Here is a 12,951-nt window from a genome sequence, read left to right on the forward strand (position 1 = left end):
TGGCTCGGCGTTATGCCGGACCTCACGCATCCGGACCGGAGCATCGGATCCGGTCCCGCCGGCCTCGTGCGGGAATTCGGCCGACCGCCACAGGACGCCGCCCAGCTGTTCTGCATCCATAATTCCGTTGGCCCGAGGTTTGCTGGAGCCGTGTGACAGACACGGAGGCTCCATGACGGCTCCCAAGGTCCAGCTCAGCTTGGATGGTATCCGCAAGTCCTTTCCCGGCAAGGGTGCGCCGGTGCCGGTTCTCGACGGGCTCAGCTTCGACATCTACGAGCGCGATTTCGTCAGCATCATCGGTCCGAGCGGATGCGGCAAGACGACCGTGTTCAACGTCATCGCCGGACTGCTCGAGCCCGACAGCGGCACGATGACGTTTCGCGGCGAGCTGGTGCCGGGGCTGCAGGGCCGGGTCGGCTACATGATGCAGAAGGATCTGCTCTTTCCCTGGCGAACGGTCCTGCAGAACGTGATGCTCGGCCTCGAGATGAAGGGCGTCGACCGGGCCCAGGCGCTCGATACGGCCCGTGAATACCTCTCGACCTTCGGCCTGTCGGGCTTCGAGAATGCCTACCCGAAGATGTTGTCCGGCGGCATGCGGCAGCGCACCGCCCTGATCCGGACCCTGATCATGGATCCGGATATCCTGTTGCTGGACGAACCCTTCTCGGCCCTCGACTACCAGACCCGGCTCTACCTCGAAGGTGTGCTCCTCGACGCGGTGGAGACCTTCCACAAGACCGTCGTCCTGGTGACCCATGACATCGACGAGGCTGTCGCCCTCTCGAAGCGCGTGGTCGTGCTCGGCAACCGGCCCACCAAGGTGAAGTCGATCCATGAGATCGGGCTCGATGCCCGTTCGCCGATCGGTGCCCGCAGCGATCCGCGCTTCTCCGACTACTTCCAAACCCTCTGCGGCGAGCTCGAAATCCAGACCCGGCAGAGGGCTGCCTGATGGCGACACAAGCCTTGAACACCTCCGTTCCGGCCTCGACGCGGCCCGCTCGCGCGGCCTCGGCGCGACCCCGCTCGAAACCGGGCCGCGTCGCACGGGCGGCCGACACGACACTCGGGCGCGGCATCATTCAAGTGCTGGCCGTCTCCGTCTTCTTCCTGGCCTGGGAGATCGCGGTCCGGGCCGGCTGGCTCACGGAATTCCTGGTCGGCGCCCCGTCGGGCATCTGGCGGGTCTTTCTCAACTCGATGCTGGACGGGTCCCTGCCGGTTGACACCTGGTACACGCTGATCGAGGCGATCATCGGGTTCCTGATCGGCACCCTCCTGGGATCGGTGGCCGGTCTCGGATTGTGGTACTCGGCCTTCGTCGCACGGCTCGTCGAGCCCTTCATCGTGGCCATCAACTCGGTGCCCAAGATCGCGCTGGCCCCCATCGTGATCCTGTGGTTCGGAACCGGCTTCGTCTCGAAGGTGGCGCTGGCGGTCTCCCTCACCGCCTTGGTCGCCCTCATCGCGGCCTACCAGGCCGCGCGCGACGCCGACCCCGACCTGCAGGCGCTGCTGGCCTCGATGGGCGCCTCGAAGAATCGCATCTTCAAGAGCGTGATCGTGCCCTCGACCCTGCCGGCCATCATCGGGATGTTCCGCATCAACATCGGCTTCGCGCTCGTCGGCGCGGTGGTCGGCGAGTTCATCTCGTCTCAGCGCGGCCTCGGGCACCTGATCTACGCGGCCTCGAGCCTCTACGACCTCAATACGGTCTGGGTCGGCCTCTTCGTGCTGATGTTCGTCGGCTTCCTCCTCTACCATGTGATCGATTTCGCCGAGCGTCGCATCCTGCCCTGGCGGCAGATCACCACGGCCGGCCAAGTCCAGGTCTGATCAGAGCCCCGCGCGCGCATCCATCCGCCGGCCTCGATGGCCGGTCATCGACGCGCGAGCCTGGGCTTCCCGAACGCCTGCCTCCCCAAAGTTCCTCGAAGAAGGGCCTCACGGATGATCCGCTCCAAGCGTCTGCGTCTCTCCACCTCTCTGGCCGCGATCCTCGGGTTCGCCGGGCTTGCGGCCCTGCCGGCCCGGGCGGCCGACAAGGTCACGATCTCGCAGGCTTTCCAGTCGATGCTCTACCTGCCCTTCTACGTCGCCATGGATGGCGGCTTCTTCGCGGGCGAGGGCGTCGAGGTGACGAAGGAGACGGCGGGGGCCCCGGCGGTGGCGCTCTCGGCCGTCATCTCGAAGAGCGCGCAATACTCGATCCACGGCCCGGAATGGACCGCGATCGCCGCCTCGAAGGGCGCGCCCGTCAACGTCGTGGCGAACGTCGTCAACGGGGCCGCCGTCTGGATCGCCACCGCCCCCGACGTGACCTTCAACGATGTGAAGGACCTGAAAGGTCAGAAGATCGTCACCGGGCTGATGCCCACCACGAGCACCTCGCTGTTCCTGAAACTCCTGAAGGAGAACGGTCTCAAGCCCGAGGACGTGGAGATGACCCAGGTCCAGCTCGGCTCCGAGCCGGGGCCCCTCCTGGCCGGTCAGGCCAAGATCGCCGTGATGTACGAGCCCGGCCTCGATCAGGTCGTGGCCAAGGGCATGAAGGTCGTGCTGGGCTTTCCCGAGCGCTACGGCCCCTACGCCTTCTCGGCCGTGAGCGCCCGCAAGGACGTCGATCCCGCCATCACCCAGAAGGTCGTCACCGGCATGCAGAAGGCGATCCGCTTCATGCACGCCGAGCCCGAGAAGACCGTCGCCATCGCCAAGAAGCAGTTCCCGAACCTCGACCCCGCCGTCGTCGAGGCTGCGGTCAAGCGCATGATGCGTGAGAAGGTCTATCCGGACAGCGTCGACATCACCGCCGAGGCGCTCAAGACCGGCATGGAGACGCAGGTGGCGCTGGGCAATCTCCCGGCCCTGCCCGACTACGCCACCTTCGTGCGCCGCGACTTCATCGAGAAGAGCCTCGCGGCGAACTGAGCCTCCGAACGGCCGGACGCCGCGCCGGTGCGGCGTCCGGCTATGTGAGACAATGGACCCTTCGATGCTCAACCACCTCGGTCTCGTCGACGCCCTGCGGGCGTTCCGCGATGGGCACGCCTCGCCCGGCGATTACCTCGCGGCCTGCCATGAGGCGGCCCGGGCGCACGCGGACATGGCCGCGTTCACGTATCTGGCACCGGAGCTTTCGCCGGCAGACGGTCCCTGGGCCGGCATCCCCGTGGGCGTGAAGGACATCATCGCCACCGCCGACATGCCCACCACGAACGGCTCGCCGGTCTATGCCGACCACGTGCCCGCCGCGGATGCCTGGATCGTCGCCCGCCTGAGGGCGCTCGGGGCCTCGGTCCTCGGCAAGACGGTCTCGACGGAGTTCGCCTGGCGCCATCCGGGGCCGACGCATAATCCCTGGGCGCGCGGGCACACCCCGGGCGGCTCCTCCAGTGGCTCGGCCGCCGCCGTGGCGGCCGGAATCGTGCCCCTGGCGCTCGGCACGCAGACCTTCGGGTCGGTGATCCGGCCGGCGGCCTATTGCGGGGTCGTCGGCTTCAAGCCGAGCTATGGCGCGATCCCGCGACTGGGCGTGCATCCGCTGGCCCCCTCCCTCGACCATGTCGGCCTGTTCACCCGGTCAGTGACGGACGCCGCCTTCGCCCTCGTGCATCTGATCGGCCGGGACGACGCGGACCCACACGGACGCCCGCTGCCGGGATTTTCCGTCGATCTCGACGCGCGATTGGCAGCGCGCGACGCGCCGCGTCTGGCCGTTGTCCGAACCGCGATCTGGGACAGGGCCGAACCCGAGCAGCGCGCCCTGCTCGACTCCGCGGCAGCGGCCTTCCGCGCGGCCGGGGCCGGGGTGTCCGACCTCGAACTCCCGGCCTCCTTCGAGGTTCTGTGGGACTGCGCGCGCACCATCCTCGCCGTCGAGGCGAGCGCCCGCTTCGGATCGCTGGTGGAGCGCTGTCCCGACCGGACGAGCCAGCCGCTCAAGGACCTCGTCGCGGAGGGTGCACGGATCTCGGCCGTCGCCTACGTGGACGCTCTGCGGCGGCAGATCGAACTGCGGACTGACCTCGACGCGGTGCTGACAGGTCATGACGCGATCCTGACCCTGCCGGCCTCCGGCCCGGCGCCCGAGGGGCTGGCCTCGACGGGTGACCCCGCCTTCTGCGTGCCCTGGACCTGCCTCGGCGCTCCCGCCGTCGCGCTCCCGGCGGGAGCAAGCCGGGGACTCCCCCTCGGCCTCCAGCTGGTCGGGGCCTACCGCAACGATCTTGCCTTGCTCCGTACGGTGGGCTGGTGCGAAACGGTGCTTGCCCGCCCGATCACCTTCCCCGCCGTCTGAAAACCCGCCCGTCGCGCTCATTGGAACGCTGTCCCATGCTGTCCCTCCTGTCGCTGCGTACGCAGATCGATGCCGGCTCTCTCACCCCCCGTGACGCCATCGGTCTCTGCGAGGCCGCCATCGCCGAGCACGAGCCCAAGATCCAGGCGCTGGTCAGCCGCACGCTCGATCCGGCCGTGCCGGCGCACGGCCCCCTTGCGGGCATCGCCGTGGGGGTGAAGGACATCCTCGACACGGCCGACCTGCCGACACAGATGGGCTCGCCGATCTATGAGGGCTGGCGTCCACGAGCCGATGCCGCCGCCGTGGCGCGCCTGAGGCGGCTCGGCGCCGTTCCGCTGGCCAAGACCACGACCACGGCCTTCGCTTTCCTCGACCCGACCGGGACGCGCAATCCGCATCACCCGGGGCACACGCCCGGTGGTTCGTCGGCGGGGTCCGCTGCCGCCGTCGGCGCGGGGATGCTGCCGCTGGCGCTCGGCACGCAGACGGGTGGCTCGGTCATCCGCCCGGCGGCCTATTGCGGCGTGGTCGGGCTGAAGCCTTCGTTCGGCCTCCTGCCCACGGTGGGCATGAAGTGCTTCTCCTGGACCCTCGACACGCTGGGCCTGTTCACGGCAGGCGTCGCGGATGCCGCCTACGCCCTCGCGCTGATGACGGGGCGCCCCGATCTCGACCTGTCCGCGACCGAGCCGGGCACGCCACGCATCGGCGTCGTCCGGCAGGATTTCTGCGCCGCCGCGGAACCCGAGGCGCTGGCCGCCCTCGAACGCGTGCGCGTCGCCGCCGAGACCGCCGGAGCCCGCCTTCGTGACCTCCCCCTGCCGGCCCTCTTCGCCGAGGCTTTCGGGCTCCACGGCACGATCCAGGATTTCGAGGCGGTCCAGGCGCTGGACTGGGAATACACCACCCATCGCGCGGATCTCGGACGCCTTCTCGGCGCCCATCTCGATGCCGCGCAGGGCGTGGCGCCGAAATCCTACGACGCGTCCCTGAAGGTGGCGGATCGCGCCCGGCGGCAGTTGCCGGACCTGTTCGCGGAGCACGACCTGGACGTGATCCTGACGCTCTCGGCGCCCGGTCCGGCGCCGGAAGGCCATGCCAGCACGGGTGATTCCCGCTTCAACCGTCTCTGGACGCTGATGGGGGTTCCCTGCGTGACCGTGCCGGTGGGCCGCAGCGCGACCGGGCTGCCGCTCGGCGTGCAGGTGATCGCACGTCGTGGCGACGATGCCCGGGCCCTCGGGGCCGCGCGCTTCGTCGAGACGCTGATGGGACGGCAATCCGCGTAGAGCCGTTCAACCTAGAAGCCCGGCCGCGCCGCGCCGCTGCTGATGGCCGGCGGTGACCTTCTTCATCAGCCGGATCAGGATCGCCTGCTCCTCCGCCGAGAGCGGCTGGAGCGTGGCGTCGTGTGCCTGCCGCGCGGCCTCCTCCATCCGCTGAAGCAGGGTGCGGCCCGCCGGGGTCGCGCGGCAACGCTGAGAGCGCCGATCCGTCAGCCAAGCAGAGCGTTCGACGAGCCCGCGCGCTTCCAGGCGTTTGAGGGCGCCCGTCGTCGTCGTCCGGTCGAGGGCCACCGCATTCGCCAAGGTGGTCTGATCGGCTTCGCCGCGTTCCGCCAGCAACGAGAGCAGGCTGTACTGCAGCGGAGTGACGCCGAAAGCGCCACAACGCTCTGAAAAGAGGCTGACATGGATCTGATGCAGTCGCCGCATCAGGAATCCTGGACGTTCCGCCAGAGGCCACGGTGCCACCGGTTGCGGGATGGCGCCACCGTCCCGTGTCGTCTCCGCAATCTCAGACCCGATTTCGTCCATTCGCATTCCGCTCCCTGAGTCTGATCGCCGCTCGATTCGCCCGTGGCACGTACCGTGCTTGTCGAGAGATACGAAGCATACTTCGCATTCGGTCGATCCCGCCAGGGTCGGTGGATGCGGCGGCCGTCGCACTGCGGTGAGGCCTCAAGGAGAGCGCGGAATGGACGAGGGACGCTACGACATGCTGCTGCGCGGCGGGCGGGTCATCTGCCCGGCCAATGGCATCGACGGCATCAAGGATGTCGCCATCCGCGACGGACGGATCGCCGCCGTTGCGGACAGCATCATCCCGTCGGCCGCCACGGAGGTGGTGAACGTCACCGGCAAGCTGGTCCTGCCGGGCATGATCGACACGCATGGGCACGTCTACCAGTACGTCACCGGCCGGTTCGGCCTGCCGCCCGACATGGTCGGCGTGCGCTCGGGCGTGACCACGGTGATCGACCAGGGCGGCGCCTCCTGCATGACCCTGCCGGGCTTCCGCCACTTCGTCGCCGAGCAGGCCGAGACCCGGATCTACGCCTTCCTGTCGGCCTACCTCGTGGGGGGCCTGGAGGGGCACTTCTATCCCAATCTCTACAGCCCGGACGGGGTCGACATCGATGCGACGGTGAAGTCGGCGACCGAGAACCGCGACCTCGTGCGCGGCATCAAGGGCCATGCCGAGATCGGCGGCTTCGCCCGCTGGGGCATCAAGGTCATGGAAATGGCGGCCGAGATCAGCCGCCGGTCCGACCTGCCGCTCTACGTGCATTTCGGCCAGCTCTGGGGCCTGCCCGAGAGCGGCGCCAACGGCGAGGACGCCAACACCATCATGGAGCGGGTGATCCCGCTGCTGCGCCCCGGGGACTTCCTCGCGCACCCGTTCACCCGCCATCCGGGTGGCTTCATCAACGAGGAAGGCGTTGTCCACCCGATCATCCGGGCGGCGATGGATGCCGGCCTGCGGGTAGATGTCGGCCACGGCAGCCACTTCTCCTACCGGGTCGCCCGCGCCTCCCTGCCGGCCGGCGTCGTGCCCTACACGCTGGGCGCCGACATGCACGGCTACAACACCGAGGTGCCGCGCCCGGCGGGCACGCCCGACGAGCATCACGACGACGAGAACCACCCCTTCCTCGGGCAGGCCCGCTTCAGCCTGACCCAGGCGATGAGCTCGATGATGGCCCTCGGCCTCAGCCTCGAAGAGGTCGTGCCTATGGTGACGAAGCATCCGGCCGAGATGCTCGGCCTGTCCGATCGGATCGGCGCCCTGACGCCCGGCTTCGCCGCCGACGTCTCGGTGCTGCACGACCATCGCGGCCGCTTCCTTCTGCGCGACAACGAGGACACCCAGGTCATCGCCCAGCGCCTGCTGCAGCCGGCCTTCTGCCTGCGCGCCGGCAAGCGCTTCGACGCCGACTCGCCGATCCTGCCCAGCGCCATCGCGGCCTGACCCGAGCCCGCAAGGAGACGACCGCATGAGGGCCGATCCGTCCCCGCTGCCGCCCGACCCCCGGCACGACTGGTCACGTCTGGACCGAGCGGCGCGCGACGCCGCCTACGACAACAACGCGGCGGTACCCGATGCCGCCGCCCAGGCGGCCGCGCGCAACGCGGCCTCCGCCGCCTACCGGGCCGCGCATTCGGGCGCCCTCGACATCCCGTATGCGCCCGCACCCCGCACGGCCTTCGACCTCTATCCGGCGGAAAACTCGGCCGCGCCCTGCCTCGTCTTCATCCATGGCGGCTACTGGCAGCGCAATTCCCGCGACCTGTTCGCCTGCTTCGCCGAAGGGCCCGCCGCTGCCGGCTGGTCCGTGGCGATGCCGGGCCATACGCTCGCACCCGAGGCGAGCCTGACTCGGATCGTCGAGGAGATCGGCCTCGCCCTGGACTGGCTGGCCGAGAACGGGCCGGCCCACGGGATCGCCGGTCCCCTCGTGCTCGCCGGCTGGTCGGCAGGCGCGCATCTCGCGGCGATGCAGTTGCATCATCCGGCAGTGGTGGCAGGACTCGCGATCTCGGGCGTCTACGAACTCGGGCCGATCCGCGACACCGGGCTGAACGGCGCGCTCTCCCTCACGGATGCCGAGGTCGCGACCCTCTCGCCCCTGCGCCTGCCGGTGGTGGGAAAGCCCCTGGCCATCGCCTATGGCAGCGCCGAGCGCCCGGCCCTCGTCCACGACGCCCGGGACTTCCACGCCCTGCGCAGCGCCCGGCATGCGCCGGGGCCACTCGTCCCCGTGGCGGGGGCTGAACACTTCTCGATCTTGAACGAACTGCGTCGTCCCGGCGGCGTGCTGGTGCGCGCTGCGATCGATCTCATCGACGGGAGAGAAGCATGAGCGACGCGAACGGCCTCTCTGAGGGCGTCGGCGCGGCCTTGCCGCGCAAGGAGGACGACCGCCTGATGCGCGGGCGCGGCCAGTATGTCGGCGACCTGCGCCTGCCCGGCCTGCAGGACGTCGCCTTCGTGCGCAGTCCGCTGGCCCATGCCCGCATCCGGGCGATCCACGTGCCCGAGGCCTATCGGGCTCAGGTGTTCACCGCCGCCGACCTGACCGATGTGCAGCCGATCCGGGCGGTCTCGGGGCTCACAGGCTTCAAGGTGTCCGAGCAGCCGGTCCTCGCCAAGGACAAGGTGCGGCAGGTCGGCGAACTCCTGGCGATCTGCCTCGCGCCGACCCGCGCCGAGGCGGAGGACATCGCCGCCGCCATCGTCCTCGATCTCGAGGAACTGCCCGCGATCCACGACATGCTCGCCGCCCGCGAGCCGGGGTCGGCGCTGGTGCACGAGCATTGGAGCGACAACGTCTTCCTGGAGACGCTGGTCGACGTGAACTTCGCCTCGGCGCTCGACGCGCCGATCCAGGTCTCGCGCACCATCTCGACGGGCCGGCAATGCATGGCGCCCATCGAGGGGCGGGGCACGGTGGTGCATCTCGACCACCGCATGGACCAGCTCGTCGTCCACACGGCGAGCCAGATGCCGCACATCGTGCGCAACGGCCTCTCCGAATGTCTCGGGATCGAGCAGGGGCGCCTGCGCATCGTCTCGCCCGACGTCGGCGGCGGCTTCGGCTACAAGGCGATCCTGCTCGCCGAGGATGTCTGCCTCGCCTGGCTGGCGCTGCGCGTCGGCCACCCCGTGCGCTGGCTCGAAGACCGGCGCGAGCACCTCACCGCCAACGCCAATTGCCGCGAGCACCATTACCGCATCACCGCCTATGCGGAGCGGGACGGCCGCCTGCGGGGCATCGATTGCGAGGCCACCGTCGATTCCGGGGCCTACTCGGCCTACCCGTTCTCCGCCTGCCTGGAGGCCGCCCAGGTGGCGAGCATCCTGCCCGGCCCCTACGACTTCCCGGCCTATCGCTGCCGGACCTGGTCGGTGGCCACCAACAAGTGCCCGATCCTGCCCTATCGCGGGGTCGCCCGCACCGGCGTCTGCTTCGCCATGGAACTCATCCTCGACGCCGTGGCGGCCGAGGCCGGCCTCGAGCCCTGGGTGGTGCGCGAGAAGAACCTCGTGCGCGCCGACCAGATGCCCTTCGACAACATCACGGCCAAGCACTTCGACAGCGGCGATTATCCGCAGGCGCTCGCCCGCGCCCTGAAGGCGATCGACGTGGACGCCGTACGGGCGCGCCAGCGGACGCCCGAGCCCGACGGGCGCCGGATCGGTCTCGGGCTCTCGATCTACTGCGAGCAGGCGGCGCACGGCACATCGGTCTATTCCGGCTGGGGCATCCCCATGGTGCCGGGCCACGAGCAGGCCGGCGCCCGCCTCACCCCCGACGGGGGCCTCGAACTCCGGATCGGCGCGCATTCCCACGGCCAGGGCCTGGAGACCACCCTGGCGCAGGTCGCGCACGAGATCCTCGGCGTGCCGGTGGCGCGCACGCGGGTCGTCCACGGCGACACCGCGATGACGCCCTACTCCACCGGCTCCTGGGGCTCGCGCGTCATGGTGATGGCGGGGGGCGCCGTCGCGGCCGCCTGCCGCGAACTCGCCGACCGCGCCCTGCGGATCGGCGCCCACCTGCTCCAGGCCGATCCGGCCGTCTGCCGGTTCGAGGCGGGCCGCGTCGTCGGCCCCTCGGGCGATGTCGGCCTCGCGCAGATCGCCCACACCTGGTACCGGCGCCCGCAGGATCTGAGCCTCGACGTCGATCCCGGCGGCCTCGAAGTCACCGCCGGCTACAAGCCGCAGCGCGATTCCGGCACCTTCTCCTACGCGGCCCATGCGGCCCTCGTCGCGGTGGATCCCGATCTGGGGGCGGTCGAGATCCTCGACTACGTCATCGTGGAGGATGGCGGCACCCTGGTGAACCCGCTGGTGGTGGACGGCCAGATCTACGGCGGCCTCGCGCAGGGGATCGGCACCGCGCTCTACGAGGAGATGCGGTTCGACTCCCGGGGACAGCCGCTGGCCTCCACCTTCGCCGACTACCTCCTGCCGGGCCCCGCCGAGGTGCCCGAGCCGCGCATCGACCACATGGCGACGCCCTCGCCCTACACGCAGTTCGGCGTGAAGGGCATCGGCGAGGGCGGGGCGATCGCGCCGCCGGCGGCCCTGGCCAATGCCATCAACGACGCCCTGCGGCCCCTCGGCGTGGCGATGCTGCATGCGCCGGTGAGCCAGCACCGCATCGTCGAGGCCGTGCTGGAGGCCCGCGCGGGGGCCTCCGCCCACACCCGGGAGGCCGCATGAAACCCGCCCGCTTCGCCTATGAGCGCCCCGGCGATCTCGCCGGCCTGCTCGCCCGGATGGCCACCGCCGAGGGCAGCGTCAAGCTGATGGCCGGGGGCCAGTCCCTCGGCCCGATGCTCAACCTGCGCCTCGTCGAGCCGGACCTCGTCCTCGACATCACGGGCATCCCGGAGTTGCGCCGCGCGGCGATCGAGGGCGACACCCTGGTCCTCGGCGCCCTCGTCACCCACGCGGATATCGAGGACGGGCGCGTGCCCGACCTCACCGGCGGCGCCATGGCGCGGGTGGCGGCGGCCATCGCCTACCGGCCGGTGCGCAATCGCGGCACCATCGGCGGCTCCCTCGTCCATGCGGATCCCGCCGCCGATTGGGTGACCGCGCTGATCGCCCTCGGTGCCGAGGTCGAACTGGCCTCCGCATCCGGCCGGCGTCGCCTCGCGCTCGAGGCCTTCGTCACCGGCGCCCTCGACGTGGCCCTGGCGCCCGGCGAGATGCTGGTCGCCGTGCGGATTCCCGCGCTCCCGTCCGGCACCGCCTGGGGCTACGTCAAGCACTGCTCCAAGATCGGTGAGTTCGCCCACGCCATCGGGGCCGTGCGGATCGAGCCCGGCGCGGCCCGTGCCCGCCTGGTGATCGGCGCCATCGAGCGCGCGCCCCTCGTGGTCGCGGAGGCCCGCGACCTGTTCGGCGGGCGGATCGGCCCAGATTTCGCCGAACGCTTCGATGCCCGGGCGGCCGAGGCCTTCCTGCGCGATGCCGGGATGTCCGACCCGGTGGCGCGCCACGTCCACGTCACCGTCCTGGCGCGGGCCGTCGCACAGGCGGCCTCCGCGCCGCCGTCCCGCACACGAACCGTCAGCGAGGCCGCATGAGCACCGCATCGGCCACGTTCCACGACGACCGCCTCTCCCTCGACCTCACCGTCAACGGGCGGGCCCGGAGCCTGCGGGCGGAGCCGCGCACCCATCTCGCCGACGTCCTGCGCGATGCCCTCGACCTCACCGGAACCCATCTCGGCTGCGAGCACGGGGTCTGCGGCGCCTGTACGGTGCTCCTCGACGGCGAGCCTGCGCGGGCCTGCCTCACCGTCTCGGGGGCCTGCGCGGGCGCCGAGGTGACGACCATCGAGGGCCTCGACGACGATCCGGTCGCCGGGGAATTGCGCGCCGCCTTCAACCGCGAGCACGCCCTGCAGTGCGGCTACTGCACGCCGGGCATGCTCATCGCCGCCCGCGACCTCGTCCTGCGCCTGCCCGAGCCCGACGAGCGCCGTATCCGCGCCGGCCTCTCGGGAAATCTCTGCCGCTGCACCGGCTATGTCGGCATCGTCCGGGCGGTGCGCAGCGTCATCGCCGAGCGCCGCGCCCGTGGCATCGCGCCGGTGACCGGCCAGCGGGGCCTCGGCCCCGTCGGGGCGCGCCTCGGCGCGCCGTCCGGCCCGGCAGCGGCGGCGGCCCGCACGCCCCTTCGGCCCGTGGCGCAGGCCGATTCCGCGCCGGGGATCGCGGATCTCGACGCCGATTTCGTCCCCGCCCACCGCTTCGACCAGGCGTTCACCGTGGCGCACCCGCCCGACGCTGTCTTCGCCCTGTTCGGCGACGTGGAGGCCGTGGCCGCCTGCCTGCCCGGAGCGGTGCTGACGGGCCGGCCGAGCCCGGACGCCGCTGAGGGCGCGCTTCAGGTGCGGATCGGGCCGATCGCCGCCCGGTTCCGTGGTCGCGCCCGCATCACGCGGGACGAAGAGGCCCTGACGGGGCGCATCCTCGGCGCGGGCAGCGATGCCGGCGGCCGTTCCGCCACGCAGGGCGAGATCCGCTACCGGGTCGGACCCGGCGAGGCTCCCGGCACGGCCCGGATCGATCTCGCCGTCGGCTACACCCTGAAAGGACCGCTGGCGCAGTTCGGGCGGCCGGGGCTCGTACGCGACCTCGCCGGGCGCCTCGGGGCCGATTTCGCCGCGAACCTCGAAGCTCGGCTCTCCGGCGCGCCGGCCCTGACGACGGCCGGTCTGAACCCGCTGCGGCTCCTCCTCTCGACCCTCCTGGCCCCGCTCTGGCGGCGCCTCTCCGGACGCGGGGACCGGCGCGCCTGAGTGCCGTCCCCCCACCACCCAGCCCACGCTTTCCCACCCC

At 70.9% G+C, this 12,951-nt stretch carries 11 protein-coding genes; 10 read left to right on the plus strand and 1 reads right to left on the minus strand.

The features are described from left to right. Window positions 1–172: 172 nt before the first annotated feature. The 5 genes from OF380_RS10050 to OF380_RS10070 all read left to right on the plus strand — a co-directional run bounded on the left by OF380_RS10050 (window position 173) and on the right by OF380_RS10070 (window position 5,595). Window positions 173–958, plus strand: coding sequence for an ABC transporter ATP-binding protein (locus OF380_RS10050; RefSeq protein WP_264050618.1), 786 nt, complete (start codon window positions 173–175; stop codon window positions 956–958). Further along, on the plus strand, window positions 958–1,842 hold the full coding sequence (locus OF380_RS10055; protein ID WP_264050619.1) for an ABC transporter permease: 885 nt from the start codon (window positions 958–960) through the stop codon (window positions 1,840–1,842). The genes OF380_RS10050 and OF380_RS10055 overlap by 1 nt, the downstream gene beginning before the upstream one ends. Window positions 1,843–1,956: 114 nt before the next feature. Further along, window positions 1,957–2,934 (plus strand): ABC transporter substrate-binding protein, encoded by a 978-nt coding sequence (locus OF380_RS10060; RefSeq protein ID WP_264050620.1) that lies wholly within the window; start codon window positions 1,957–1,959, stop codon window positions 2,932–2,934. Window positions 2,935–2,998: 64 nt separating this feature from the next. Next, complete coding sequence (locus tag OF380_RS10065; protein WP_264050621.1) at window positions 2,999–4,303, plus strand: amidase; 1,305 nt, start codon at window positions 2,999–3,001, stop codon at window positions 4,301–4,303. A 35-nt stretch (window positions 4,304–4,338) separates the two neighbouring features. Continuing rightward, window positions 4,339–5,595 (plus strand): amidase, encoded by a 1,257-nt coding sequence (locus OF380_RS10070; RefSeq protein ID WP_264050622.1) that lies wholly within the window; start codon window positions 4,339–4,341, stop codon window positions 5,593–5,595. A gap of 6 nt (window positions 5,596–5,601) precedes the next feature. Here the strand turns inward: OF380_RS10070 and OF380_RS10075 are convergent, their stop codons facing one another. Next, window positions 5,602–6,123, minus strand: a complete 522-nt coding sequence (locus tag OF380_RS10075) for a MarR family winged helix-turn-helix transcriptional regulator (protein WP_404810572.1) — start codon at window positions 6,121–6,123, stop codon at window positions 5,602–5,604. A 160-nt stretch (window positions 6,124–6,283) separates the two neighbouring features. Between OF380_RS10075 and OF380_RS10080 the strand changes: the two genes are divergently transcribed. From OF380_RS10080 to OF380_RS10100, 5 genes are read left to right on the plus strand one after another with little or no spacing between them, the layout of a single operon-like run. After that, window positions 6,284–7,558: an amidohydrolase/deacetylase family metallohydrolase gene (locus OF380_RS10080; RefSeq protein ID WP_264050623.1), complete on the plus strand. Its 1,275-nt coding sequence runs from the start codon at window positions 6,284–6,286 to the stop codon at window positions 7,556–7,558. 25 nt (window positions 7,559–7,583) lie between these two features. Then, window positions 7,584–8,450 carry an alpha/beta hydrolase gene (locus OF380_RS10085; RefSeq protein WP_264050624.1) on the plus strand — a complete coding sequence of 289 codons (867 nt, stop codon included), beginning with the start codon at window positions 7,584–7,586 and terminating at the stop codon, window positions 8,448–8,450. Then, a complete protein-coding gene (locus OF380_RS10090) occupies window positions 8,447–10,819 on the plus strand; it encodes a xanthine dehydrogenase family protein molybdopterin-binding subunit (protein ID WP_264050625.1) in 2,373 nt (790 codons plus the stop codon). Before OF380_RS10085 ends, OF380_RS10090 begins: the two co-directional genes overlap by 4 nt. Beyond that, window positions 10,816–11,691 (plus strand): FAD binding domain-containing protein, encoded by an 876-nt coding sequence (locus OF380_RS10095; protein WP_264050626.1) that lies wholly within the window; start codon window positions 10,816–10,818, stop codon window positions 11,689–11,691. Before OF380_RS10090 ends, OF380_RS10095 begins: the two co-directional genes overlap by 4 nt. After that, a complete protein-coding gene (locus tag OF380_RS10100; RefSeq protein WP_264050627.1) occupies window positions 11,688–12,911 on the plus strand; it encodes a xanthine dehydrogenase family Fe-S subunit in 1,224 nt (407 codons plus the stop codon). Before OF380_RS10095 ends, OF380_RS10100 begins: the two co-directional genes overlap by 4 nt. Window positions 12,912–12,951 lie beyond the last annotated feature (40 nt).

Origin of the sequence: Methylobacterium sp. FF17, assembly GCF_025813715.1 — a bacterium.
GTDB lineage: Bacteria > Pseudomonadota > Alphaproteobacteria > Rhizobiales > Beijerinckiaceae > Methylobacterium > Methylobacterium flocculans.